This window comes from Paracidovorax citrulli, from assembly GCF_900100305.1.
GTDB classification, from domain to species: domain Bacteria; phylum Pseudomonadota; class Gammaproteobacteria; order Burkholderiales; family Burkholderiaceae_C; genus Paracidovorax; species Paracidovorax citrulli.
Genome location: NZ_FNEY01000009.1, coordinates 78747 through 103884 on the forward strand (window position 1 = coordinate 78747; position 25138 = coordinate 103884).

Below are 25138 nucleotides of genomic sequence, written 5' to 3' on the forward strand. Positions count from 1 at the left end.
TAAAAACCAGGAGACTCCCGTGAAGCGAACCTTTCTGAAAACCACTGCCGCCGCCCTCGCCCTGGCCGCCCTCGGCACCCTGCCGCTGGCGCATGCCGCGGACAAGGGCAGCATCGGCATTTCCATGCCCACCAAGTCCTCGGCCCGCTGGATCGCCGACGGCGACAACATGGCCAAAGTGCTCAAGGAGCGCGGCTACAAGACCGACCTGCAGTACGCGGAAGACGACATCCCCAACCAGCTCGCCCAGATCGAGAACATGGTGACCAAGGGCGCGAAGGTGCTCGTGATCGCCTCCATCGACGGCACCACGCTCTCGCGCGTGCTGCAGAGCGCGGCGGACAAGGGCGTGAAGGTCATCGCCTACGACCGCCTCATCAAGGGTTCGAAGAACGTCGATTACTACGCCACCTTCGACAACTTCCAGGTCGGGGTGCTGCAGGCGCAGTCCATCGTGGACAAGCTGGGCCTCAAGCAGGGCAAGGGCCCGTTCAACATCGAACTCTTCGGCGGCTCGCCCGACGACAACAACGCCTTCTTCTTCTACGACGGCGCGATGAGCGTGCTGCAGCCCTACATCGACAGCGGCAAGCTGGTGGTGCGCAGCAAGCAGACCGGGATGAACAAGGTCGGCACCCTGCGCTGGGACGGCGCGACCGCCCAGGCCCGCATGGACAACCTGCTCTCGGCCTACTACGGCAAGGAGAAGGTGGACGCGGTGCTTTCGCCGTACGACGGGATCTCCATTGGCATCCTTTCGTCGCTCAAGGGCGTGGGCTACTGCACCGCCCAGCAGCCCTGCCCGATCGTGACCGGCCAGGACGCCGAGGTGCCTTCGGTCAAGTCCATCCTGAAGGGCGAGCAGACATCCACCGTGTTCAAGGACACGCGTGAGCTCGCCAAGGTGGCGGCCGACATGGTGGACGCGGTGCTGTCGGGCAAGCAGCCCGAGATCAACGACACCAAGACCTACAACAACGGCGTGAAGGTCGTGCCCTCCCACCTGCTCAAGCCGGTGCTGGTGGACCAGTCGAACTGGAAGAAGGTGCTGGTGGACAGCGGCTACTACAAGGAATCGCAGATCAAGTGATCCGCCGCGCGCGGCCCGCCGCGGGCCGCGCTTCCCGAGCCACATGCCGCCGCCCCGGGCCTTGCAGGCCGGGCGCGGGGGCACGCCAGCGACGCCAACGGACACCGAGACCATGCTTCTAGAGATGCGGAACATCCGCAAGACCTTCCCCGGGGTGGTGGCCCTGGACCGGGTGGACCTGCGCGTGCAGGCCGGAGAGATCCACGCCATCGTGGGCGAGAACGGCGCGGGCAAATCCACGCTGATGAAAGTGCTGTCCGGCGTCTATCCGCACGGCAGCTACAGCGGCGAAATCGTCTTCGACGGCGAGGAGCGCCGGTTCGCGGGCATACGCGACAGCGAGCACCTGGGCATCATCATCATCCACCAGGAACTGGCCCTGGTGCCCCTGCTGTCCATCGCCGAGAACATCTTCCTGGGCAACGAGACCGCCCGCCACGGCGTCATCGACTGGATGGAGGCGCACGACAGGACGCAGGCGCTGCTGCGCAAGGTGGGCCTCCACGAGTCGCCCGAGGCCCTGGTGGGCCAGCTGGGCGTGGGCAAGCAGCAGCTGGTGGAGATCGCCAAGGCGCTGTCGCGCCAGGTGCGCCTGCTGATCCTGGACGAGCCCACCGCCAGCCTGAACGAGAACGACAGCCAGGCCCTGCTGGACCTGCTGCTGGAACTCAAGGGCCAGGGCATCACCTGCATCCTGATCTCGCACAAGCTCAACGAGATTTCGCGCGTGGCCGACTCCGTCACCGTGCTGCGCGACGGCAGCACGGTGGAAACCATGGACTGCCGCGCCGCGCCCGTCAGCGAGGACCGCGTGATCCAGGCCATGGTCGGGCGCGAGATGGCCGACCGCTATCCGCCGCGCACGCCCGGCATCGGCCCGGTGGCCTTCGAGGTGCGCGGCTGGCAGGCCTACCACCCGCAGCGGCCCGAGGCGCCCTTCCTCAAGGGCATCGACCTGCAGGTGCGGCGCGGCGAAATCGTCGGCATCGCCGGCCTGATGGGCTCCGGCCGCACCGAGCTGGCCATGAGCCTCTTCGGCCGCTCCTGGGGTCGGCGCATCAGCGGCGAGGTGCTGCTCGATGGGCAGCCCATCGACGTCGGCACCGTGGAGAAGGCCGTGCGCCACGGCCTGGCCTACGTGACCGAAGACCGCAAGGGCAACGGCCTGGTGCTGAACGAGGACATCCGGTTCAACATCTCGCTGGCCCACCTGGAGGGCGTCTCCTCGGCCGGCGTGATCGACAGCGGCCGCGAACACGCGGTGGCCCAGGGTTTCCGCGAGCAGCTGCGCATCCGCTCCTCCGGCGTGGACCAGAAGACGCTCAACCTCTCGGGCGGCAATCAGCAGAAGGTGGTGCTGGGCAAATGGCTCTTCACCCGCCCCGAAGTCCTCATCCTCGACGAGCCCACGCGCGGCATCGACGTGGGTGCCAAGTACGAGATCTACACCCTCATCGCGCAGCTGGCCGCCGAAGGCAAGTGCGTGATCGTGATCTCCTCGGAGATGCCCGAGCTGCTGGGCATCACCGACCGCCTCTACGTGATGAACGAAGGCCGCTTCGTCGCAGAGATGCCCACGGCCCAGGCATCGCAGGAAAAGATCATGAGCGCCATCGTGAAAGCCCACTGACATGTCTTCCATGACCTCCACGCCCAATACCTCCGCCCCCGCCGCCTCCTCCTCCGCCCAGCCCGCGCGCACCGGCCGCTCGCCCCTGGAGCACGCCCGCCACCACCTGCGCGAGTACGGCATGCTCATCACGCTGGTCGCCATCATGGGCTTCTTCCAGTACATGACCGACGGCACCCTGATGGAGCCGCTGAACCTCACCAACCTGCTGCTGCAGAACAGCTACATCGTCATCATGGCGCTGGGCATGCTGCTGGTGATCGTGGCCGGCCACATCGACCTGTCGGTGGGATCGGTGAGCGGCTTCATCGGCGCGCTGGCGGCCGTGCTCATGGTGCAGTACCAGTGGCACTTCGTTCCCGCCACGCTGGTCTGCCTGCTGTGCGGCGGCCTCATCGGCGGGCTGCAGGGCTGGTTCGTGGCGTTCTCGCGCATTCCGTCCTTCATCGTCACCCTGGCCGGCATGCTGGTCTTCAAGGGCCTGGCGCTGGCGCTGCTGGCCGGGCAGTCCGTGGGGCCGTTCCCGGAATCCTTCCAGCGCCTGAGTTCCGGATTCATTCCCGACGTGTTCGGCATGCAGGGCCTGAAAGTGACCTCGCTGCTGCTGGGCACGGCCGTGGCCGCCGCCCTGGTGGTGGCGGGCATCCGCGCCCGGGCCAACCGCGTGCGCCACGGCGTGCAGGTGGAGCCCGCCGCCTTCTTCATCGCCCGCAATGCGGTGTTCACCGCGCTGCTCGTGTATCTCAGCTACCTGCTGGCCTCGTACAAGGGCCTGCCCAACGTGCTGATCGTGATGGCGCTGCTGATCGTGCTGTTCGACTTCGTCGCCAGCCGCACCACCATCGGCCGCCGCATCTACGCCATGGGCGGCAACGAGAAGGCCGCCAGGCTCTCGGGCATCAAGACCGAGCGCCTGTCGTTCTACGCCTTCGTGAACATGGGCGTGCTGGCGGCGCTCGCGGGCCTGGTGTTCGCGGCCCGGCTGAACACCGCCACGCCCAAGGCCGGCCTGGGCTTCGAGCTGGACGTGATCGCGGCCTGCTTCATCGGCGGGGCCTCGGCCTCGGGCGGCGTGGGCAAGGTCATGGGCGCGGTGATCGGCGCTTTCATCATGGGCGTGATGAACAACGGCATGTCGATCCTCGGCATCGGCATCGACTACCAGCAGGTCATCAAGGGGGTGGTGCTGCTGGCCGCCGTGCTGGTGGACGTCTATCACAAGAACAAGGCCTGACCTCCCCCAGGTCCGCCCGCGCAGCACAGACAACATGACCTCGCCCATGAATGCCTCCGCCACCGCTCCGGCACCCAGCGCAGCGCCCGTGCTGGAACTGGCGGGCATCCGCAAGCAGTTCTCCGGCGTGCCGGTGCTGCAGGACGTGCAGCTGCGGCTTTATCCCGGCGAGATCCACGCGCTGATGGGGCAGAACGGCGCGGGCAAATCCACCCTCATCAAGGTGCTCACGGGCGTGCTCAAGGCCAGCGGCGGCCAGATGCGGCTGGCCGGCCAGCCGGTGTGGCCCGACTCGCCCCTGGCCGCCCGGCGCCTGGGCATCAGCACGGTCTATCAGGAGGTCAACCTCTGCCCCAACCTCTCGGTGGCCGAGAACATCTTCGCGGGCCGCTACCCGCGCCACGGGCTGGCGCAGGGCTGGCGCATCGACTGGGCGCGGATGCACCGGCGCGCGGCCGAGCTGGTCGCCCGCATCGGCCTCGACATCGACGTGGCGCGCCTGCTGTCGGACTTTCCCGTCGCGGTGCAGCAGCTGGTGGCGATCGCCCGGGCACTCAGCATCGACGCGCGCGTGCTGATCCTGGACGAACCCACGTCCAGCCTGGACGACGACGAGGTGAGGAAGCTCTTCGAGGTGCTGCGCCGCCTGCGCGCCGAGGGCCTGTCCATCGTTTTCGTGACGCACTTCCTGAACCAGGTCTATGCCGTGTCGGACCGCATCACCGTGCTGCGCAACGGCGCCTGGGTGGGCGAATGGCTGGCGAAGGACCTGGGCCCGCAGGCGCTGATCGCCGCCATGCTGGGCCGCGAACTGGCCGCGCAGGCCGCCAGCGCCCAGGCGCCGCAGGACACCGGCACGCAGGCGCCCGCGCTGCTGCAGGCCGAAGGCCTGGGCCAGGCCGGGCAGCTGCAGCCGCTGGACCTGCAGATCCGCCCCGGTGAAGTGGTCGGGCTGGCCGGACTGCTGGGCTCGGGCCGCACCGAGCTGGCGCGCCTGCTGTTCGGGCTGGAGCAGCCCGACCGCGGCATGCTGCGCATCGACGGCCGCGCGGTGGCCTTCTCCAACCCCATGGACGCCATCCGGCAGGGCCTGGCCCTGTGCCCCGAAGAGCGCAAGACCGACGGCATCGTGGCCGAACTCTCGGTGCGCGAGAACATCGCGCTGGCGCTGCAGGCACGCATGGGCGTGGGCAAATTCCTGCCGCGCAGCGAACAGGCCGCGCTGGCGGAGCGCTACGTGCAGCTGCTGGGCATCAAGACCGCCAGCGTGGAAACGCCCATCGGCCTGCTGTCGGGTGGCAACCAGCAGAAGGCCATCCTGGCGCGCTGGCTGGCGACCGAGCCGCGCCTGCTGATCCTCGACGAGCCCACGCGCGGCATCGACGTGGCCGCCAAGCAGGAAATCATGGACCAGATCCTGCGCCTCGCGCGGGCCGGCATGGCCGTGCTCTTCATCTCCTCGGAAATGAGCGAGGTGGTGCGCGTGGCCCACCGCATCGTGGTGCTGCGCGACCGCCACAAGGTGGGCGAGCTGCCCGCCGGCAGCAGCGAAGACGACATCTTCAGCCTTATCGCGGATCACGCGCATGCCTGAATACCGCCCCTCCCCCTTCGCACCCGCCGCGCTGCTGCGCCACCGCCTGGCCTGGCCGGTGATCACGCTGCTGCTCCTGCTGGCGATCAATGCGGCCTTCAACCCGGGCTTCCTGCACATCGAATGGCGCGACGGGCATTTCTACGGCAGCCTGATCGACATCCTCAACCGCGCCGCGCCCCTGGTGCTGGTGTCGCTGGGCATGACCCTGGTGATCGCCACGCGCGGCATCGACATCTCGGTGGGTGCCACGGTGGCCATCGCCGCGGCCGTGGCCGCCTGGCTGATCGGCGGATCGGTGTCGGCCACCGAAAGCCGCTTTCCGCTGCCGGTGGCCATCCTGGGCGCACTGGGTGTCGCGCTGCTGTGCGGCGTCTGGAACGGCGTGCTGGTGGCCAGGGTGGGCATGCAGCCCATCATCGCCACGCTGATCCTGATGGTGGCGGGCCGGGGCATCGCCCAGCTCATCACCGACGGGCAGATCATCACCATCTACTACACCCCCTACTTCTTCATCGGCGGGGGCTATCTGGCCGGGCTGCCGTTCTCGCTCTTCGTGGCGGCGGCGGTGTTCGCCGTACTCCACCTCGCCATCACGCGCACGGCGCTGGGCCTGTTCATCCAGGCCGTGGGCGTCAATCCCACGGCGGCGCGGGTGGCCGGCGTGCAGGCGGGGCGGCTCATCATGGCGGCCTACGTGTTCTGCGGCGCGTGCGCAGGCATCGCGGGCCTGCTCATCAGCTCCAACGTGAAGAGCGCGGACGGCAACAACGCCGGCCAGCTGATGGAGCTGGACGCCATCCTGGCCGTGACGCTCGGCGGCACGGCGCTCACCGGCGGGCGCTTCAGCCTCGCGGGCAGCGTGATCGGCGCGCTCATCATCCAGACGCTGACCTACGCCATCTATTCGCTGGGCGTGCCGCCCGAGGTGAACCTCGTGGTCAAGGCGGTGGTGGTGTTCGTCGTCATGCTGCTGCAGTCGCCCGAGTTCCGCGCCCAGGTGGGCCTGCTCGCGCGCCGCCCCGCCGCCGGGAGGGCCCTGCCATGAGCGCCGTCATGACCCCGGCCGCGGCCACGGCGCCCGCCACGCGCGGCCCGCGCCTGAACGCCAGGTACCTGCCGCTGGCCGCCACCATCGCGCTCTTCGTGGCCATGGCCACGCTCGGCTCGGTGCGCTACACGGGCTTTTTCTCGGCCCAGGTGTTCCTCAACCTGCTGATCGACAACGCCTTCCTGATCATCGTCGCCGTGGGCATGACCTTCGTCATCCTCTCGGGCGGCATCGACCTGTCGGTGGGCGCCGTGGTCGCGCTGACCACCATGGTGTTCGCGTCGCTGGTGGAGCGCCACGGCTGGAGCCCCGCGGCGGCCGTGCCCGTGGTGCTGCTGATGGGCACCTGCTTCGGCGCGTTCATGGGCTTCCTGATCGAGCGCTTCCGGCTGCAGCCCTTCATCGTGACGCTGGCCGGCATGTTCCTCGCGCGGGGCCTGTGCTACCTCATCAGCATCGACTCGATCAGCATCACGCACGAAGGCTATTCGGAACTCGCGCAGTGGCGCCTGCAGCTGTCCGAAACCGCCTCGATCTCGCCGGGTGCGCTGATCGCCATCGCCGTGGTGCTGGCCGGCGTCTTCATCGCGCACTGCACGCCGTTCGGCCGCGCGGTCTATGCCGTGGGCGGCAGCGAGCACTCGGCCGTGCTGATGGGCCTGCCGGTGCGCTCCACGCTGGTGGGGGTCTATACGCTTTCGGGCTTCTGCTCGGCACTGGCCGGCGTGGTGTTCACCTTCTACATGCTCTCGGGCTACGGGCTGCACGCCGTGGGCATGGAGCTGGACGCCATCGCCGCCGTCGTCATCGGCGGCACCCTGCTCACGGGCGGCGTGGGCTACGTGGCCGGCACGCTCTTCGGCGTGCTGATGCTCGGAATCATCCAGACGCTCATCTCCTTCGACGGCACGCTCAGTTCGTGGTGGACGCGCATCGCCGTCGGCGTGCTGCTGTTCGTCTTCTGCCTGCTGCAACGCCTGCTCACGCGCCGCTCCGGCCGGCGGCGCTGACCCGACCCCGCCCTTTTCGCTTTCCTTTCCCGCATCCCTCCCGAGCTCCCACGATGACCACCCCTCCGCGCAAACTCCGCTCCACCGAATGGTTCGGCACGGCCGACAAGAACGGCTTCATGTACCGCAGCTGGATGAAGAACCAGGGCATCCCCGACCATGAGTTCGACGGCCGCCCGATCATCGGCATCTGCAACACCTGGTCCGAACTCACGCCCTGCAACGCGCACTTCCGCAAGATCGCCGAGCACGTCAAGCGCGGCATCTACGAAGCGGGCGGCTTCCCGGTCGAATTCCCGGTGTTCTCCAACGGCGAATCCAACCTGCGCCCCACCGCCATGCTCACGCGCAACCTGGCCAGCATGGATGTGGAAGAAGCCATCCGCGGCAACCCGATCGACGCCGTCGTGCTGCTCACGGGCTGCGACAAGACCACGCCCGCGCTGCTGATGGGCGCGGCCAGCTGCGACGTGCCGGCCATCGTGGTCACGGGCGGGCCCATGCTCAACGGCAAGCTGGCCGGCAAGGACATCGGCTCGGGCACGGCCGTGTGGCAGCTGCACGAATCCCTGAAGGCGGGCGAGATCGAGTTGCACCAGTTCCTCGCGGCCGAAGGCGGCATGTCGCGCTCGGCCGGCACCTGCAACACCATGGGCACGGCCAGCACCATGGCCTGCATGGCCGAATCGCTGGGCACCTCGCTGCCGCACAACGCCGCGATTCCCGCGGTGGACGCGCGCCGCTACGTGCTGGCGCACATGTCCGGCAAGCGCATCGTCGAGATGGCGCACGAAGGGCTCACGCTCTCGAAGATCCTGACGCGCGAAGCCTTCGAGAACGCCATCCGCACCAACGCCGCCATCGGCGGCTCGACCAATGCCGTCATCCACCTGAAGGCGATCGCCGGCCGCATCGGCGTGCAGCTCGACCTGGAGGACTGGACCCGCATCGGGCGCGGCACGCCCACGCTGGTGGACCTGCAGCCCTCGGGCCGCTTCCTGATGGAGGAGTTCTACTACGCGGGCGGCCTGCCCGCCGTGCTGCGCCGCCTGGGCGAGAACGGCCTGCTGCCCCACCCCGACGCGCTCACCGTGAACGGCAGGAGCCTGTGGGACAACGTGCGCGACGCGCCCCAGTACAACGACGAGGTGATCCGCCCGCTGGACAACCCGCTGATCGCGGATGGCGGCATCTGCATCCTGCGCGGCAACCTGGCGCCGCGCGGCGCGGTGCTCAAGCCTTCGGCCGCCACGCCCGAGCTGCTCCGGCACCGGGGCCGCGCCGTGGTGTTCGAGAACCTGGAGCACTACAAGGAGCGCATCGTCGATGAGGACCTGGACATCGACGCCAGCTGCGTGATGGTCATGAAGAACTGCGGCCCCAAGGGCTACCCCGGCATGGCCGAGGTGGGCAACATGGGCCTGCCGCCCAAGCTGCTGCGGCAGGGCGTGAAGGACATGGTCCGCATCTCCGACGCGCGCATGAGCGGCACCGCCTACGGCACCGTGGTGCTGCACGTGGCGCCCGAGGCCGCGGCCGGCGGGCCGCTGGCCGCCGTGCGCGACGGCGACTTCATCGAGCTGGACTGCGAACAGGGGCGCCTGCACCTGGACATCAGTGACGAGGAACTGGCCTCGCGCCTGGCCGAACTGGCCGCCACCGACCATGGCGGCCGCGGCGGGTACCAGCGCCTGTACGTCGATCACGTGCTGCAGGCCGACGAAGGCTGCGACTTCGATTTCCTGGTGGGGTGCCGTGGCGCCGCCGTACCCCGCCATTCACACTGATGGACACCCCCCTGAGGCGCTGCGCGCCTTCCCCCCGCTCTCGCAACGCTGCGCGTTGCGGGCAGGGGGACGCAGCCGGCGCGGCGGGGCGGCCCTTGCGCGGCTGCACTGGCCTTGGGCCGCGCCAGTTGCCGGGGCTGTGCTCCAAGCGAGACGCCGAGCAGGCCTGACTTCAACCATGACTTCGTGACCTTATGCCCCCAAAACACTCTGCCCTGAATCCACGCTACCGCGGCATCTTCCCGGTCGTGCCGACCACGTTCCACGAGGACGGCAGCCTCGATCTGGAAAGCCAGAAGCGCTGCCTGGATTTCATGATCGACGCCGGCGTCGATGGCCTGTGCATCCTGGCCAACTTCTCCGAGCAGTTCTCGCTGTCGGACGCCGAGCGCGAGATCCTCACGCGCACGTCGCTGGAGCACGTCGCGGGCCGGGTGCCGGTGATCGTCACCACCACGCACTACGGCACCCGCGTGTGCGCCGAGCGCAGCCGCGCCGCGCAGGACATGGGCGCGGCCATGGTGATGGTGATGCCGCCCTACCACGGCGCCACCTTCCGCGTGCCCGAGGCGCAGATCCACGAGTTCTATGCCCGCGTATCCGACGCCATCGACATTCCCATCATGGTGCAGGACGCACCGGCCAGCGGCACCGTGCTGTCCGCCCCCTTCCTCGCCCGCATGGCGCAGGAGATCGAGCACCTGGCCTACTTCAAGATCGAGACCCCCGGTGCCGCCAGCAAGCTGCGCGAGCTGATCCGCCTGGGCGGCGATGCCATCGAAGGGCCGTGGGACGGCGAGGAAGCCATCACCCTGCTGGCCGACCTGGACGCGGGCGCCACGGGCGCGATGACGGGCGGCGCCTTCCCGGATGGCATCCGCCCCATCATCGAGGCCCACCGCCAGGGCGACAGGGACCAGGCCTTCGCGCTCTACCAGCGCTGGCTGCCGCTCATCAACCACGAGAACCGCCAGGGCGGCATCCTCACCGCCAAGGCGCTGATGAAGGAAGGCGGCGTGATCGCCTGCGAGGCCGGCCGCCACCCGTTCCCGCCCATGCACCCCGAGGTGCGCCGCGGCCTGATCGACATCGCGCGCCGGCTCGACCCGCTGGTGCTGCGCTGGGCCCGCTGAGCCGGCTGCCGCCATGGACGACCACGCCGCCGACCTCCAGGCCACCCGCCTCGTCGCCCTCGACTGGGGCACCAGTTCGCTGCGCGCCTACCGCCTGGGCGACGGGGGCCGCGTACTGGAGTTGCGCCACCGGCCCTGGGGCATCATGCACCTGCCGCCCGCGCCCGCGGGCACAGACGCCGGCACGGACGCGGCCTTCGAGCGCGCCCTGCAGGACGCCTGCGGCGACTGGCTGGCTGCCGCGCCGCACCTTCCGCTGCTCGCCTGCGGCATGGTGGGCAGTGCCCAGGGCTGGCGCGAGGCGCGCTACCTGCACACGCCCGCCTCGCTCGATGCGCTGGCGCAAGGGCTGACCCGGGTGGAACGCCCCGGCGGCCAGCCGCTGCACATCGTGCCCGGCCTGCTGCAGCCCGGGGACCTCCCCAACGTGATGCGCGGCGAAGAGACCCAGGTGCTGGGCGTGCTGGCCCTGCGGCCCGCCGAAGACGCGGGCCCCTGGCTGGTCGGCCTGCCCGGCTCCCACAGCAAGTGGGTGGTGGCGCAGCGCGGCGGCATCGAGGGCTTCCACACCTTCATGACGGGCGAGGTGTTCGCCGCGCTGCGCGGCCACACCATCCTGGGCCGGACCATGGCCCCGGCGGGCGCGCAGGACGGCGCCGCGCCCCAAGACGCCGCCTTCCTGCGTGGCCTGGAAGTGGCGTGCGGCAGCGACGCCGGCCTGGGCCTGCTCTCGCACATCTTCAGCACCCGGACCCTGGGGCTCACGGGCGTGCTGCCCGCCAGCGCCCAGGCCGACTACCTCTCGGGCCTGCTCATCGGGCACGAGGTCGCCGCCCTCGCCCGGGTGCACCCGCCGGGCAGCGCCGCGGCGCCCGTCCAGCCGCTGCTCTGCGGCGAGCCGGACCTGTGCCGCCGCTACGCGCTGGCCCTGCGGCTGCAGGGCTTCGCCGAGCCCGCCATCGCCGCCCAGGCCACCCCCACCGGTCTCTGGCAGATCGCCCGGGCCGCCGGCCTGCCGGCCCCGGACGCGCCGCAACCTTCATCCGCAGAAAGCCTTGCCGCATGACCACCATCGACCACACCCTGTTCCACGCCCTGCAGCGCTGCGGCCTCATCGCCATCCTGCGCGGCATCCAGCCCCATGAGGCCGCACCTATCGGCCAGGCCCTGTACGACGCGGGCTTGCGCATCATCGAGGTGCCGCTCAATTCCCCCGAGCCGCTGGCCAGCATCCGCGCCCTGCGGGACGCCCTGCCCGCCGACTGCGTGGTCGGCGCAGGCACGGTGCTCTCCGCGCAGGACTGCGCCGACGTGGCCGGGGCCGGCGGGCAGATCATCGTCATGCCGCACAGCGACCCGGCCGTGATCCGCGCCGCGCGCGCGGCCGGCCTGGCCTGCGCGCCCGGCGTGGCGACGCTGACCGAGGCCTATGCCGCGCTGGCCGCCGGCGCCAACCTGCTCAAGCTCTTCCCGGCGGAAGCGCTTCCGCCCGCCGTGCTCAAGGCCTGGCGCGCGGTGATCCCGCACAGCGTGGCGCTGGCGCCCGTCGGCGGCATCGCGCCGGAAAGCATCGCGCCCTATGCGGCGGCGGGGGCCAGCGGCTTCGGCCTGGGCTCGGCCCTCTACCGCCCCGGCAACAGCGCGGCCGACGTGGCCCGCAAGGCCGTCGCCTTCATCCAGGCCTGGCACGACGCCTACGGCATGGCCCGCACCTGCGGACAGGGCGCCGCGCCGGCCGCCGCGGCCACCCGTTCCTCTCCCGACGCAGCCACCGTTTCCTGACATTTCCCCCCCTCCCATGAAGATCACCCGATTGACCACGTTCCTGGTGCCGCCGCGCTGGTGCTTCCTGAAGATCGAAACCGACGAAGGCATCGACGGCTGGGGCGAGCCCATCCTCGAAGGCCGTGCCCACACCGTGGCCGCCGCCGTGGAGGAACTGGCCGACTACCTCGTCGGCAAGGACCCGCGCAACATCGAGGACCACTGGACGGTGCTCTACCGCGGCGGCTTCTACCGCGGCGGTGGCATCCACATGAGCGCGCTGGCCGGCATCGACCAGGCGCTGTGGGACATCAAGGGCAAGGCCCTGGGCGTGCCGGTGTCCGAGCTGCTGGGCGGCGGCGTGCGCGACCGCATCCGCGTCTACAGCTGGATCGGCGGCGACCGGCCGGCCGAGACCGCGCGCCAGGCCCGCGACGCGGTGGACCGGGGATTCACCGCGGTGAAGATGAACGGAACGGAAGAAATGCAGTTCGTGGACACGTTCGACAAGGTGGAGCGCTGCCTGCAGAACGTGGCCGCCGTGCGCGAGGCCGTGGGCCCGCACGTGGGCATCGGCGTGGACTTCCACGGCCGCGTCCACCGGCCCATGGCCAAGGTGCTCATCAAGGAACTGGAGCCCTACCGGCTGATGTTCATCGAGGAGCCCGTGCTCAGCGAGCACGACGAGGCCCTCAAGGAGATCGCGCGCATCTCGTCCACGCCCATCGCGCTGGGCGAGCGGCTCTACTCGCGCTGGGACTTCAAGCGCGTGCTGCAGGAGGGCTATGCGGACATCGTCCAGCCCGACCCGTCCCATGCCGGCGGCATCACCGAAACGCGCAAGATCGCGTCCATGGCCGAGGCCTACGACGTGGCCCTGGCGCTGCACTGCCCCCTGGGGCCCATCGCGCTGGCGGCCAACCTGCAGCTCGACGCGGTCTGCTACAACGCCTTCATCCAGGAGCAGAGCCTCGGCATCCACTACAACCAGGACAACGACCTGATGGACTACGTGTCCAACCCGCAGGTCTTCGCCTACCAGGACGGCATGGTGGCCATCCCGCGCGGCCCGGGCCTGGGCATCGAGGTCAACGAAGACTACGTGCGCGAGCGCGCCGCGCAGGGCCACCGCTGGCGCAACCCGGTGTGGCGCCACCGGGACGGCAGCCTCGCGGAATGGTGATGCCCGCCACGGGCGGCCTGCGCCCCCGCCGGCGCTAGGATCCGCCGGTCGCCACGGCCTCGCGCGCCGCGGCGCGCACCTGCCCGGCCCGTTCGGTGGCCAGCGCCAGGCGGCGCACCATCCAGGGGCCGAGGTCGCCGTCGTGCGGATCGGGCCAGGACTGCGCCTCGCCGGGGAACGAGGGCCGCGCGGCATCCGCCGCCGTGGCGGCAGCGTCCTCCAGTCCTTCCAGCCGGCGCGAGATCGCCTCGGCCGTCTGCGCGAGGCACGCCTGCAGCGCCCCGGCATCCAGGCGCCCGCGCCGCAGCAGCAGCATGGTCTTGATCGCGGTGAGCTGCGCCAGCAGCTGGTAGCAGCGCGCCTGCAAATGCTCCAGCGCCACCACGGGCGGCTGCACGGCACGGGGCTCGGCCATGGCCCGCTCGGTGGCCTGCACCAGGGCCGACAGGCTGTCATAGGCCTCGCGCCGCGCCAGCCGCCAGGCCAGTTCGGGGGCATTGTCCACCGCGCGCAGCTGGCCCAGCGCCAGCGCCTCGCGCGCGTGCCGCGCCTGCGCCACCAGCGTGCGCTGCACCAGCGCCGGAATCTGCGAGCGCTCCCAGGAGGGCAGCACATACGAGAACGCCCAGGCGATGCCGGTGCCGATCAGCGTGTCGGCCAGCCGCTCCAGCAGGTCGAAGGCCGGGCTGATCGCCCCGCCGTGCAGCATGTGCGACTGCACCAGGCCCAGCACCGTCGCCGCCACCGCGGTGACCAGGTAGCGCCGCACCGCGAAGGCATGGGCCATGGCCTGCGCCACCGTCAGGCACAGCACCAGCTGCCACGACGACAGGTGCGCCGCCAGCAGGGCCGCCGCCAGCACGCAGCCCAGCAGCGTGCCTGCCACGCGGCTGTTGCGGCGCTCCAGCGTCTGCGCCAGGCTGCCGCGCAGCACCACCACGATGGTGAGCAGGATCCAGTAGGCGTGCGTGCCCCAGGGCAGCGCCTGCGCCACCAGGAAGCCCGCGGCGATGGCCAGCGCGGCGCGCACCGCATGCCGCAGCGGCGGCGCATCCCAGCGCCAGAGCGTGGCCAGCGGCGCCCAGGACCAGGCCGTGGGGCTGACGAACATCTGCCAGCTGGCCCGCACCACAGCCAGGTCCGGCGGGGCCTCGCCGCGTGCGAGCGCATTCATACGCAGCGCCTCGTCGTTGATGTGCCCGACCCGGTCCGCCAGCCCCCGGGCCAGCGCGTGCGGCGAAGGGCCCGCCGCCGCCGGTGCGGGCGGCAGCGGATCGCTCCAGCGCAGCTCCGCCAGCGCGGGCCGCGCATCGGCGAAGGGCGCGGGCCGGCTGCCGCGCAGCAGCGCGTCCGCGAGCCGGGCGAATTCCGCGGCCGTATCGAGCAGCACGCCGCGCAGCGCATGCAGCACCGGCACGTGGCCCGGGTGCGCCTTGAGCGCCTCCACGTCCAGTTCGCAGGCCAGCAGGTGGTCGCGCGTCTCCAGCACCTGCACCAGCATGGCCGCCAGCCGCTGGCGGGCCGGCGTGGAGGGGGACTCCAGCACGATGTTGCGCGCGCCCTGCAATTGCTCCGCCAGCGCCGCCTGCCGGCGCAGCAGCAGTCCGGTCAGGGCATGGGGCGCCTCCGCCGAGCCGTCCCGCGCCCCCGCGCCGCCCTGCCCCTGGGCGCCGCGCTCCGCGTCCTGCGCGCGCGCGGCGGCATCCGGCGACGCGCCGACGCCGGCCGGCGCGCTGTCGAACAGCCGCGCCTGCACGCGCATGAGCGCCGCCAGCGAATACAGCGTGTCCGCCACGAGCTGCACCCGGTAGCGCGCGTTGAGCAGGCGGTTCGCCACCACCGCGTAGAGCACGTACAGCCCGGCGCCCAGCGCGAAATGCGCGGTGACCGCCAGCGCGGCGGGCAATGGGTCGCCCCCGGGCGGCACGCGCGGGGCCGCGGCCATCGAAAACACCATGGAGAACATCACCGCCACCGCGATCGGGATGCCGCGCCGGCCCCAGGCCATGGCGAGGAAGGCCAGGAACGTGCCGGGCACCAGCAGCAGGCCCAGGTGCAGCGGATCGCCCTGCAGCCACTGCACCCCGAAGAACAGGGGAATGCCCAGCAGCGGTGCGGGCAGCATCTGCCAGAGCTTGCCGCGCCGCGGGCCGGGCAGGTCCGGCGGCGAGCAGACGATCACGCCCACCGACGCGGCCGCCGCCGCCGCGGGCCCCAGCCAGACATGCACGGCCACGGAGATGAGCAGCAGGCCCAGCGCCACGGACACCCCGTTGGCCACATAGTGGCTCAGGGCCACGCGCACGGCCGCCCGCAGGCGGTGATTCGAATGAAACCTCATACCCCGCCGAGGGTACTGCAGCGGTGCGCCCCCCGGCCGCCCCGGGGGCATCCGCCGCGTGTAGCATGCGCACGGCCGGGCTGCAAAGCCCCTCCCTTCCAGCTCCGGACGTATCCCGCAAGTGACTTCCTGCCTGCCGCTCCCCTCCTGCCCCCGGACCTCCGCCAGCGGGTCGTCCGTGACGAGGCGACTGGCGTTCTGCGCGATGCTGCTCTGCCTCGCCGCGCTGCTGGCAGGATGCGCGGGCGTCACCGTCTCGGCCGTATCGCCGCGCGACTACCTCGCGCAGCGCCGCGGCGACGTGCTCACCACCGGGCGGCTGAGCGAGGCCTCCGAGGAGGTGCTGCGCGTGCTGGGCACCGACGGCGATGCCTGCGACCAGGACATGCCCGCCTGCCGGCAGATGCTCGCGGCCTCGGCCGGTGTCGATGAGGAGCAGCGCCTGTCCACCCTGGCGGAGCTCTGGCTGCTCGCCGCCCTGCGGGCCAGCGGCGACCGCAGGGTCGCCGGCCCCGGTGCCGAGGCCCCCGCCAGCGAGGACCAGCAGCTGGACGCCTGGCTGGAGACCGCCCGTCACGCCTGGGCCTACCTCTTCTTCACGCCGCGCGGCCCGGAAGAGCGCGCCTTCGAGGACCGCCAGACCCAGGTGCGCGACTACTACAACTTCGCCACCCAGCAGGCCCTGGCGGGCATGTTCTCGCGCTACCGCCGCACCGTGGCGGCGGAGGGCGGCGAACTGGCGCCCGGCAGGCGCCTGCAGTGGGGCAGTTGGCACGTGCGCAGCGACACCTCCGACCTGCGCCTGCCCAGCGGGGCCCCCGAACCCAGCGAACTGATCGCCGCCTCCACGCTGCGGTTCTCGGGCCTGCGCAACACCTACCGCCGCGACGGCTTCGGCGCCGAGCTGGTCACGGCCATGCAGCCGGCGGGCGATGCGCCCCTGCCCGGCGGCCCGCGCCGCAGCGCGCTGCAGGTGGCATCGGAAGCGGAGCAGCCCTTCCGCGAGATGCCCTACCCCGCCGCCACCGCCTTGCTGCGCTTCGACGGAAGCACGCTCGGCGAGGTGCTGGAAACGCACGACGTGCAGGTGGAACTCTACGATCCGTATCACACGGCGCAGGTCGTGCTCGCGGGGCGCCAGGTGCCGCTGGCCGGCAATTTCACGGCAGGCTACGGCCTGTGGCTCGCGCGCTCGGGGTTCGCGGTGCAGGCCATGCGCAGCCTGCTGGGCATGGAGGACGGCCTGTCGGCACCGCGCATCCACCTCATGCAGCCCTACGATCCCTCGCGGCGCACCATCGTCATGCTGCACGGCCTCGCGAGCAGCCCGGAGGCGTGGATCAACGTCGCCAACGAGGTGCTGGGCGACGAGACGCTGCGCCAGAACTACCAGGTGTGGCAGGTGTACTACCCCACCAACCTGCCGCTGTGGGTGAACCGCCAGGCGATCGAGGATGCGCTGGAGCGCACCATCGCCCATTTCGACCCGGCGGGCACGGCCACCGCGTCGCGCGGCATGGTGCTGGTGGGCCACAGCATGGGCGGCGTGCTCGCGCGGCTGCTGGTGTCGGACTCCGGCGACGCGCTGTGGGACACCCTGCTCGCGGAGCATCCCCTGTCCCTGGAGGACCGGCAGGCGCTGCAGCCCGAGCTGGACCCGCTGCTGCGTTTCCACGCTCTGCCCCAGGTCGGCCGGGCCATCTTCATCGCCGCGCCGCACCGCGGCACGCCAGTGGCACGGCACCGGATCACGCGCTGGCTCTCCAACTTCGTCACCCTGCCCCTGGCGACCATGGAGCGGTTCGCGGACGTCACCCGCCGGCTCTCGCGCACCGAGGCGCCGGAAGGCGGCAGCAGCGTGGTACGCCTGCCCAACAGCATCGACAACCTGAGCGACACCGATCCCTTCGTCCAGGCCGCCGCGCGCCTGCCGGTGTCCCCGCGCGTGCCCTACCACTCCATCATGGGCCGGGAATCGGAGGACGGCCCGCTGTCGGCATCGACCGACGGCGTCGTGCCCTATGCCAGCGCGCACCTGGAAGGGGCCGTGTCCGAGCGGATCATTCCCTCCGGCCACAGCGTGCAGGAGCAGCCCGCCGCCATCCTGGAAATCCGGCGCATCCTGCGGGACCACCTGTCCGCGGGCAGGTAACCCGCCGCCCGCCCCGGCTCAGGCGCCCAGCCGGGCGAAGGTCGCCCGCGGCAGACGCGGTACCGCGCCATCCGCCTGTCCGCCCACCCGGAACACCGCCACGGCCGCCACCAGCTGATCGGCCTGCGAGCGAAGCGCGTTCGCCGCCGCGGCGCTCTGCTCCACCAGGGCCGCGTTCTGCTGCGTGGCCTGGTCCATCTGAGTGACGGCTTCTCCTACCTGGCTCACGCCCGCGCTCTGCTCGCGGCTCGCGACGCTGATCTGCGACACCACGTCCGTCACCCGGCGGATGGAATCGACCACTTCCGTCATGGTCGTGCCGGCCTGGTCCACCAGTGCCGTGCCGCTCTGCACCTGGGCGACGCTGGCCGTGATCAGTTCCTTGATCTCCTTGGCGGCGCTGGCACTGCGCTGCGCGAGGCTGCGCACCTCGCCCGCGACCACCGCGAAGCCGCGGCCCTGCTCACCCGCGCGGGCCGCCTCCACGGCCGCGTTCAGCGCGAGGATGTTGGTCTGGAACGCGATGCCGTCGATCACGCCGATGATCTCGGCGATCTTGCTGCTGCTCTGGTGGATGCCCCGCATGGTGCTCACCACCTGCGACACCACCTGGCCGCCGCGGCCGGCCACCTCGGAGGCGGCCTGCGCGAACTGGCTGGCCTGCTGCGCGTTGTCCGCGTTCTGCCGCACCGTGGCGCCGAGTTCGTCCATGGACGCGGCGGTCTCCTCCAGCGCGCTGGCCTGCTGCTCCGTGCGCGCGGACAGGTCGTTGTTGCCCTGCGCGATCTCGGCGGAGGCCGTCGCCACGCTGTCGGATCCCTCGCGCACCGTGGACACCACCTGCGTCAGCGCATGCTGCATATCGTGCAGGGCACCCAGCAGCGGGCTGAACTCGTCGCGGGCCGTGTCCACCACCGGCACCGTCAGGTCGCCGTCACGCACCCGTTCGGCCACCGCGCGCGACTGCTCCACGCGGCGCTGCAGCAGGTTGGCGATGTACCAGGAAAACGCCAGCAGGCCCGCGGCGATCGCCACCACCAGCAGCGACAGCTGGGTGCGGGTCTTGAAGGCCTCCTTCTGGATGGCCGCCAGCTCCGAGTGCAGCAGATCCGTCTGGCGCTGGCGCTCCTTGGCCAGCCAGGCCAGCAGGCGGTTGCGCGTGGGAATCGTCTCGCCGACCAGTACCTCGAACGCCTCGTCCTTGCGGCCCTCCACCACCAGGCGGAGATTGCGGTCCGCGATGGGCTTGAACTCCTGCTCCAGCTTCTGCCAGACATTGGTGAATTCCTCGCGGGCCTGGGGATCCTTCAGGTCCGTCAGGAAGGCGGCGTCGTTTTCCGCGATGCGCTTGTACTTGCTTTCGATGTCGGCCAGGGTTTCCTTGAGGGCCTCCGGCGAACGCACCAGCATGGCGTGCCGGATCTGCAGGGAAATCTGGGTGATGCCCAGCTCCGTGCTCGCGATGCGGGTGAGCTGCGGAACGCGCATGCGGCCAGTGGCATCCGCCAGTTCACCCACTTTGCTCAGTTGCATCCAGGCCATCACGGCCGCGGCCGCGAGCGCGAGGATGAGGGCAACAGATACGGCATACAGCCGCCGGGCAATGCCCGGACGGGAAAAGACAGTCATGGTTCATCCTCCGAAGTGCGAGTGGTTTCCAGCAAGGCCTCAGCCGCAGGATGAACAAAATGATATGGAAAATTGAAAAAAACGGAAACTTATTTTTATCAATTTCATGACGCAGATCACAAAAGCCTCCGGGAATTCACAAGAATTCCTCCTACCGGAAACAAGGAATGTGATGCGGCGCTCGACCGTGGGCGCTCGCGGGCTTCCGCTAGCGGTCCAGGCGCCGGCTCAGGGCGAGCCAGAGGTCCCGCGCGGCCTCGTGGCGCCCGTCCCGGGCGGCCAGTTCCGCCTCGCGCGCCAGGGCTCCGTCCTCGGTCCGCCCCAGGGTGCGCAGCACGCTCGACAGGCTGTGGCAGAGCCTGCGCAGCGCCGCGAGATCACGGGACCGCAGCGCCCTGTCCCCCTCGGCGGCATCGCGGCCGAACTGCGCGAGGCAGGCGGCGCGATAGGCGTGGAACAGCGCGGCGTCTCCGCTGAAATACTCCTGGATGGCCGTTGACTCCGCGGTCGCCGCCGCGCTGCCGGCCACGTCCGGCGAGTGCGGCGCGCCCGCGGTGGCCGCGGCGCCGGCCTCTCCTGAAGACACCGGCACATCGGCCAGCGCTTCCTGAACGCACCGTTCCAGTGCCGCCACGCCGACCGGCTTGTCCAGCGCGCGCCACGCGCCGCAGGCGGCCAGTTCCTGCCGCACGGCATGGTCCAGGCCGGCGCTGAGCACCACGATGCGCGCCCCGGCCGCCAGGGCGGGCTCGGCCTGCAGCTGCCGCAGCAGGGCCATGCCGGACTCTCCCGGCAGCATCAGGTCGGTGATGACCAGGGCGGCGCGGTGGTGCCGCAGCCAGGCCAGCGCGGATTCGACACAGGGGCAGGTTTCCACCGCCACCGGCAGGATCTCCAGCGCCATCGATACGAAGCGCGCGACCGAAGGATCGTCCTCCACCAGCAGAACGACAGGTCTGGACATGGGTTTCCGTCCTGCCGTGCGCGGATCAGCCGCGCGCGGCCAGGCTGGCCCGCAGCGCATCCGGCAGCTGCGCCACCATGGCGGGCTTGTGGATCACCGGCAGGCCCTGCAGGGCGAAGGCATAGGGCTCGCGCTCGGCTTCGGTGAGCGACGTCACCACGATGAGCTGCACGCGCGCGAACTGCACGTGCGACCGCAGGCTGGTGATGAGCGCGGCGCCGTCCAGGCCCGGCAGCAGGATGTCCACGATCAGCACATCCGGCTCCAGCTTGCCGCACATGGCCAGGCCGGCGATGCCGTCGCTGGCCACGTGCAGGGCCACGTCCGGGAACTGCTGGTCCAGCAGCAGCCGGATCAGGTTCTGGTAATGGACGGAATCCTCGATGAGCAGCACCTTGGGGCGACCCGCCGGGGAGCTGCGGGTGACCGCCGGCCCGCCCGGGGCGGCGCCTCGCCCCACCTCCCTGGAGCGCAGCCAGCGCTACACCGAGTCGCGCGAAATGCGACGGTGGCCCCCGGGCGTCTTCCAGGCCTCGAGCTCGCCCCGGTCCACCATGAGCTGGATGGAGCGGACGGCCATGCCTAGCAATTTGGCGGTTTCAAGGGTGGTGTAGTGGTCGTTCTGGGCTTCGTCGGAATTCGGCATAGCTGGCATTGTGCCTCTGTGCGGCGTGCAAGATGTATGCAGTGTGTGTCTGTCGGAATGCATTTCTCTTGCAAACATAAAATCTAATAAATATGATTCAATCTTCGCAAGTGATTGCGCGCCCACCCATGAAGACCGTACTCATCGTTGACGACCATGCAGAGATCCGCCGCCTTCTGCGCATGACGCTGGAAGACCAGGGGGTGGCCCTGCACGAGGCCGCGAGCGGCGAAGCCGCCCTGGCGATGGCGCGCGCGCAGCGGCCCGACCTGGTGCTGCTGGATCTGATGATGCCCGGTTCGCTCGACGGAATGGAGGTCTGCCGGCGCATCCGCAACGATCCGGACCTCTCCCACACCCGCGTCATCATTCTGAGCGCGCGCGACGGCCTGCAGGACCGCGCCGCGGGCATGCAGGCCGGTGCGAGCGGCTTCATTTCCAAGCCCTTCAGCCCCGCCTACCTCGCCGAGACCGTGCGGCGCCTCGACACCGCCGGGACCCCGGTGGCCGGCTGATGCGGCGCATCCTGCCCGGCATGGGCTGCCCGGCGGCCTTGCTGCTGGCCGCCGCCCTGGCGGCGGCGCCATCGGCCCTGCTCGCCGGGCCGGTCGCCGAGCGAGTGACGGCGCATGGCGTGGTGCGGGTCTGCATCTGGCCGGGCTACCACGGCGTGACCTACCGCGACCCGCGCACGCGCACCCTGAGCGGCATGGACATCGAGCTGTCGCAGCATTTCGCCCGCGAATTGGGCGTGCGGCTGGATTACGTCGATTCGTCCATGGAGACCGTCGTGGGCGACCTGCTGGACAGCCGCTGCGATGTCGCCATGTTCGCGCTGGGCATGCTGCTGCCCCGACTGCAGCACCTGCAGTTCAGCCAGCCCTACCTGCAAAGCAGCGTGCTCGCCATCGCCGCCAAGGGCAGTTCCGTGGTGCGCCAGTGGTCCGACCTGGACCGCCCCGGCATCGCGGTCGCGGTGCAGAGCGGAGCGGTCATCCAGTTCGAGGCGGAGCGGCAATTCAAGCATGCGCGCGTCGTGCCGGTGCGGCTGCCCGACACCCGCGAGCGCGAACTGCTTTCCGGCCGGGTGGATGCCTTCATGACCACCAGTGTCTATGCCCGGCAGTTCGCGCGTAAAGCCGAATGGGCTCGGATCGTCGCGCCGCCCAGGCCGGGCTTCACCATACCGGCAGGCTATGCGGTGCGTCCGGGCGACGCGCAGTGGCTGGCCACCGTGGACGGTTTCGTCGCGCGCATCAAGCGCGACGGCCGTCTGCACGAGGCGGCCCGTCGCCACGGCCTCGACGGCATGGCGGTGCCCTGATGCGCATCCCGTTCCTGTCCCGCGCTGTCCGCGCGTTCGCGCAGCGCATGTCGCCATGGCCCGCCGGCACCCCGGTACTTATCGCCGGTCTCGCGGCGGCGGCGGGGGCGGTGGCGAGCGTGCTCGTGGTGAGCGTCGGCGACCTGCGCAGCGCCATGGCCACCAGCGAAGGCCAGGCCCGCCTGCTCGCCCGGGTGCTGGAAGACCAGACCACGCGCACTTTCGATTCGGCCGAGATGGTGCTGGCGACACTGGCGCACGCGCAGGTCACCGACACGCACGGGGGCAGCGACCGCCATGCCGGCGCCGGGGAAGCCATGCGGCAGGCCCTCACCGCCCTGCCCTTCATCCGCAGCGTGTCGCTCGTGGACGAACGCGGGCGGGTGCTGGCGAGCACCGATGCCGACATCGCCGGGATGGAGATCGACCGCAGGCGCCTGGGCCCGTGGCAGGAAGCCGGGGGCGCGTACATCGGCCCGCGGCAGCCCGGGCGCGGGCTGGAAAGCCTCCAGCGCGGCGTTCCCCCGCCCCCGGTCCCGCCGGGGCTGGCCTTCGTTCCCGTACTGCACGGGTTCCGCGACCATGCCGGCGCGCCGATGATGGTGGTGGCGCTGGTCAATCCGGACGCGCTGTCCAACTTCCAGTACCTGGCGCTCGAGTCGCTGAACTACGACGCGGTGATCGCCACCGACGACGGGCGCCTGCTCGCGTCCTCGGTTCCCCTTCCCGATCCGGACACTCCGGACATCGCCTCGCTGCCGGTGTTCACGCGCCTGCTGCCCCTGCAGGAGCACGGCAGCTACGTCGGCCCGGGCGTGCAGGGGCCCGACCGCATCCTGGCCTATCGCGCGTCCCGCAGCAAGCCGCTCGTGGTCATCGTGGAGGAGCCCTGGCACGAGGCCTTCATGCGCTGGCTGCGCGACTCCTGTCCGTTCCTGGCGATGGAACTGGGGCTTGTGGCGCTGGTGCTGGCGCTTACCTGGATCGCCTGGCGCAGCCTGCGCGCGCGCGCAGCGGCGCGGGCGGCGGTGGACGCGGCGCAGGAACGCATCGCGCGCAGCGAGCGGGACCTCGCACTGCTGCTGCGCAGCGTGCAGGAACTGATCTTCCGCACCGACCGCGACGGCGTGTTCACCTATGTGAACGCCCGCTGGAACGCACTCTGGGGGGAGCCGCCGGCTTCGGCGATCGGGCGCAGGCTGCAGGACCTGGTCGCTCCCGAAAGCCAGGAGCGGGTGGCCGCGATGCTGGACCCGCGCTCCCCGTCCGCGCTGCGCACCCGCCAGTTGCGGGTGCGCTCGCCCCTGGGCGGCGAGCGGGTGCTCGACGTGGCGGCGGTGCCGCTGCGCGCCGCGGACGGCCACGTGATCGCCTTCGCGGGCAGCGCGGTGGACGTGACGGAGCGCGAGCGGGGCGACCAGCGCCTGCGCGCCCAGGTGGCTTTCCAGAACCTGTTGCTGGAGACAAGCCCGCAGCCGATGATGCTGACCGACCTCGCCCACCGCGTGGTGCTCGTGAACCGGTCCTGGGAGCAGGCGATGGGCTGCCCGCGGGAGCACATCGTGGGCGAACGCCGGGCCCTCTACCCGGGCGAGGAAGCGGACAACGCCGCGCTTTCTGCCGGCGGCGGCACCACGCTGGAGCGCGACCTGCCCTACGGCGACGGCACGCGGCGCGCCACGCGCGTGCTCAAGGCCGCCGTGCACGGGGACCGCGGCGACGTCACGGGCGTGCTCAGCATCCTCGTGGACATCAGCGACTTCCGCGAGGCCGAGCGCGCCACCCGCGAGGCGTACGACGCCGCCGAGGAAGCGGCCCGCACCCGGACCCAGTTCGTGGCCAACATGAGCCACGAGTTGCGCACGCCGCTGCAGGCCATCATCGGCTTCGCGGAGCTGGGCTCGGCACGCAGCCAGGACGAACGCCTGGGCGCGATGTTCACCGACATCCTCGCGGCCGGCCAGCGCATGCTGGCGCTGGTGAACGACCTGCTCGACGTGGCCAAGATCGAGAGCGACATCGGCACCATCCACCTGGAACGCACCGACCTGCGCGGCCACATCCGCACGGTGGCGCGCGAACTCGGCCCCCTGGTCGCGTCGCGCCGGCAGGATCTGCGCATCGACCTGCCGCAGCATCCCCTGGTGGCACGGGCGGATCCGCGGCGCTTCCAGCAGGTCGTGCGCAACGTGCTGGCCAACGCCATCAAGTTCTCTCCCGACGGCTCGTGCATCCAGCTGCGCGCCGGCATGGATGCCGAGGACACCATCTGCATCGAAGTGCAGGACCAGGGCCCCGGCATACCGCCCGCGGAGCTGGAACGCATCTTCGACGCCTTCGCCCAGTCGAGCCGCACGCGCAACCGCTCCGGCGGCACGGGCCTGGGCCTGGCCATCTGCCGCAAGATCGTGGAAGCACTGGAGGGCCGCATCCACGCGCGCAACGTGGAAGGCGGCGCCGTCTTCCGCATCGAGCTTCCTGCCCGCGGGCCGGGAGACACCGTACCTGCCGCCCTCTGAACGCGCCGGCCCCGCGCGAACTCGGTTATGGTGGAGCGCCCGCAGCGCCGCCGGTCGGCGCGGCCCCTCCTTCCACCCCACATCCAC

General features: G+C 70.8%; 18 protein-coding genes and 1 pseudogene. 15 read left to right on the top strand and 4 right to left on the bottom strand.

Features of this window, described 5'->3' with window-relative positions:
* The first annotated feature begins 19 nt into the window (after positions 1–19).
* The 11 genes from chvE to dgoD all read left to right on the top strand — a co-directional run bounded on the left by chvE (position 20) and on the right by dgoD (position 13476).
* Positions 20–1090 carry a multiple monosaccharide ABC transporter substrate-binding protein gene (gene chvE / locus BLR99_RS08400; RefSeq protein ID WP_074687024.1) on the top strand — a complete coding sequence of 357 codons (1071 nt, stop codon included), beginning with the start codon at positions 20–22 and terminating at the stop codon, positions 1088–1090.
* 112 nt (positions 1091–1202) lie between these two features.
* Positions 1203–2720: a multiple monosaccharide ABC transporter ATP-binding protein gene (gene mmsA / locus BLR99_RS08405; protein WP_074687065.1), complete on the top strand. Its 1518-nt coding sequence runs from the start codon at positions 1203–1205 to the stop codon at positions 2718–2720.
* A 1-nt stretch (position 2721) separates the two neighbouring features.
* Positions 2722–3954, top strand: coding sequence for a multiple monosaccharide ABC transporter permease (gene mmsB, locus BLR99_RS08410; protein ID WP_074687026.1), 1233 nt, complete (start codon positions 2722–2724; stop codon positions 3952–3954).
* A gap of 34 nt (positions 3955–3988) precedes the next feature.
* On the top strand, positions 3989–5548 hold the full coding sequence (locus BLR99_RS08415) for a sugar ABC transporter ATP-binding protein (RefSeq protein ID WP_074687028.1): 1560 nt from the start codon (positions 3989–3991) through the stop codon (positions 5546–5548).
* Positions 5541–6596 (top strand): ABC transporter permease, encoded by a 1056-nt coding sequence (locus BLR99_RS08420; RefSeq protein ID WP_074687030.1) that lies wholly within the window; start codon positions 5541–5543, stop codon positions 6594–6596. The genes BLR99_RS08415 and BLR99_RS08420 overlap by 8 nt, the downstream gene beginning before the upstream one ends.
* Complete coding sequence (gene yjfF, locus BLR99_RS08425) at positions 6593–7609, top strand: galactofuranose ABC transporter, permease protein YjfF (RefSeq protein ID WP_011795363.1); 1017 nt, start codon at positions 6593–6595, stop codon at positions 7607–7609. Before BLR99_RS08420 ends, yjfF begins: the two co-directional genes overlap by 4 nt.
* Before the next feature lie 53 nt (positions 7610–7662).
* Positions 7663–9396, top strand: a complete 1734-nt coding sequence (locus BLR99_RS08430) for an IlvD/Edd family dehydratase (protein ID WP_074687032.1) — start codon at positions 7663–7665, stop codon at positions 9394–9396.
* A gap of 194 nt (positions 9397–9590) precedes the next feature.
* Complete coding sequence (locus BLR99_RS08440; RefSeq protein ID WP_074687036.1) at positions 9591–10529, top strand: dihydrodipicolinate synthase family protein; 939 nt, start codon at positions 9591–9593, stop codon at positions 10527–10529.
* Positions 10530–10542: 13 nt separating this feature from the next.
* Positions 10543–11595 (top strand): 2-dehydro-3-deoxygalactonokinase, encoded by a 1053-nt coding sequence (locus BLR99_RS08445; protein ID WP_074687038.1) that lies wholly within the window; start codon positions 10543–10545, stop codon positions 11593–11595.
* On the top strand, positions 11592–12311 hold the full coding sequence (locus tag BLR99_RS08450) for a 2-dehydro-3-deoxy-6-phosphogalactonate aldolase (protein WP_074687040.1): 720 nt from the start codon (positions 11592–11594) through the stop codon (positions 12309–12311). Before BLR99_RS08445 ends, BLR99_RS08450 begins: the two co-directional genes overlap by 4 nt.
* Before the next feature lie 16 nt (positions 12312–12327).
* A complete protein-coding gene (gene dgoD, locus BLR99_RS08455) occupies positions 12328–13476 on the top strand; it encodes a galactonate dehydratase (RefSeq protein ID WP_017439902.1) in 1149 nt (382 codons plus the stop codon).
* A gap of 34 nt (positions 13477–13510) precedes the next feature.
* Here the strand turns inward: dgoD and BLR99_RS08460 are convergent, their stop codons facing one another.
* The gene (locus tag BLR99_RS08460; RefSeq protein ID WP_074687042.1) at positions 13511–15817 is read right to left on the bottom strand and encodes an FUSC family protein; all 2307 of its coding nucleotides are present in this window, start codon (positions 15815–15817) and stop codon (positions 13511–13513) included.
* Between the two features lie 178 nt (positions 15818–15995).
* Between BLR99_RS08460 and BLR99_RS08465 the strand changes: the two genes are divergently transcribed.
* On the top strand, positions 15996–17969 hold the full coding sequence (locus tag BLR99_RS08465; RefSeq protein ID WP_074687044.1) for an esterase/lipase family protein: 1974 nt from the start codon (positions 15996–15998) through the stop codon (positions 17967–17969).
* Between the two features lie 18 nt (positions 17970–17987).
* Here the strand turns inward: BLR99_RS08465 and BLR99_RS08470 are convergent, their stop codons facing one another.
* The 3 genes and pseudogenes from BLR99_RS08470 to BLR99_RS08480 all read right to left on the bottom strand — a co-directional run bounded on the left by BLR99_RS08470 (position 17988) and on the right by BLR99_RS08480 (position 21208).
* Positions 17988–19598 (bottom strand): methyl-accepting chemotaxis protein, encoded by a 1611-nt coding sequence (locus BLR99_RS08470; RefSeq protein ID WP_011795355.1) that lies wholly within the window; start codon positions 19596–19598, stop codon positions 17988–17990.
* Positions 19599–19806: 208 nt separating this feature from the next.
* Entirely contained in the window at positions 19807–20562 is a 756-nt protein-coding gene (locus tag BLR99_RS08475; RefSeq protein WP_011795354.1) for a response regulator, read from the bottom strand.
* A 25-nt stretch (positions 20563–20587) separates the two neighbouring features.
* Positions 20588–21208, bottom strand: a pseudogene (locus BLR99_RS08480) (response regulator).
* 128 nt (positions 21209–21336) lie between these two features.
* Between BLR99_RS08480 and BLR99_RS08485 the strand changes: the two are divergent.
* From BLR99_RS08485 to BLR99_RS08495, 3 genes are read left to right on the top strand one after another with little or no spacing between them, the layout of a single operon-like run.
* A complete protein-coding gene (locus tag BLR99_RS08485) occupies positions 21337–21723 on the top strand; it encodes a response regulator transcription factor (RefSeq protein ID WP_017439895.1) in 387 nt (128 codons plus the stop codon).
* Positions 21723–22532: an ABC transporter substrate-binding protein gene (locus BLR99_RS08490; protein ID WP_046059584.1), complete on the top strand. Its 810-nt coding sequence runs from the start codon at positions 21723–21725 to the stop codon at positions 22530–22532. Before BLR99_RS08485 ends, BLR99_RS08490 begins: the two co-directional genes overlap by 1 nt.
* Positions 22532–25051 carry a sensor histidine kinase gene (locus BLR99_RS08495; protein WP_074687046.1) on the top strand — a complete coding sequence of 840 codons (2520 nt, stop codon included), beginning with the start codon at positions 22532–22534 and terminating at the stop codon, positions 25049–25051. Before BLR99_RS08490 ends, BLR99_RS08495 begins: the two co-directional genes overlap by 1 nt.
* Positions 25052–25138 lie beyond the last annotated feature (87 nt).

Coding starts and splice junctions, on each gene's coding strand:
- mmsA (WP_074687065.1), top strand. CDS start 1,203: ATGCTTCTAGAGATGCGGAACATCCGCAAGACCTTCCCCGGGGTGGTG.
- mmsB (WP_074687026.1), top strand. CDS start 2,722: ATGTCTTCCATGACCTCCACGCCCAATACCTCCGCCCCCGCCGCCTCC.
- BLR99_RS08415 (WP_074687028.1), top strand. CDS start 3,989: ATGACCTCGCCCATGAATGCCTCCGCCACCGCTCCGGCACCCAGCGCA.
- BLR99_RS08420 (WP_074687030.1), top strand. CDS start 5,541: ATGCCTGAATACCGCCCCTCCCCCTTCGCACCCGCCGCGCTGCTGCGC.
- yjfF (WP_011795363.1), top strand. CDS start 6,593: ATGAGCGCCGTCATGACCCCGGCCGCGGCCACGGCGCCCGCCACGCGC.
- BLR99_RS08430 (WP_074687032.1), top strand. CDS start 7,663: ATGACCACCCCTCCGCGCAAACTCCGCTCCACCGAATGGTTCGGCACG.
- BLR99_RS08440 (WP_074687036.1), top strand. CDS start 9,591: ATGCCCCCAAAACACTCTGCCCTGAATCCACGCTACCGCGGCATCTTC.
- BLR99_RS08445 (WP_074687038.1), top strand. CDS start 10,543: ATGGACGACCACGCCGCCGACCTCCAGGCCACCCGCCTCGTCGCCCTC.
- BLR99_RS08450 (WP_074687040.1), top strand. CDS start 11,592: ATGACCACCATCGACCACACCCTGTTCCACGCCCTGCAGCGCTGCGGC.
- dgoD (WP_017439902.1), top strand. CDS start 12,328: ATGAAGATCACCCGATTGACCACGTTCCTGGTGCCGCCGCGCTGGTGC.
- BLR99_RS08460 (WP_074687042.1), bottom strand. CDS start 15,817: ATGAGGTTTCATTCGAATCACCGCCTGCGGGCGGCCGTGCGCGTGGCC.
- BLR99_RS08470 (WP_011795355.1), bottom strand. CDS start 19,598: ATGACTGTCTTTTCCCGTCCGGGCATTGCCCGGCGGCTGTATGCCGTA.
- BLR99_RS08475 (WP_011795354.1), bottom strand. CDS start 20,562: ATGTCCAGACCTGTCGTTCTGCTGGTGGAGGACGATCCTTCGGTCGCG.
- BLR99_RS08485 (WP_017439895.1), top strand. CDS start 21,337: ATGAAGACCGTACTCATCGTTGACGACCATGCAGAGATCCGCCGCCTT.
- BLR99_RS08490 (WP_046059584.1), top strand. CDS start 21,723: ATGCGGCGCATCCTGCCCGGCATGGGCTGCCCGGCGGCCTTGCTGCTG.
- BLR99_RS08495 (WP_074687046.1), top strand. CDS start 22,532: ATGCGCATCCCGTTCCTGTCCCGCGCTGTCCGCGCGTTCGCGCAGCGC.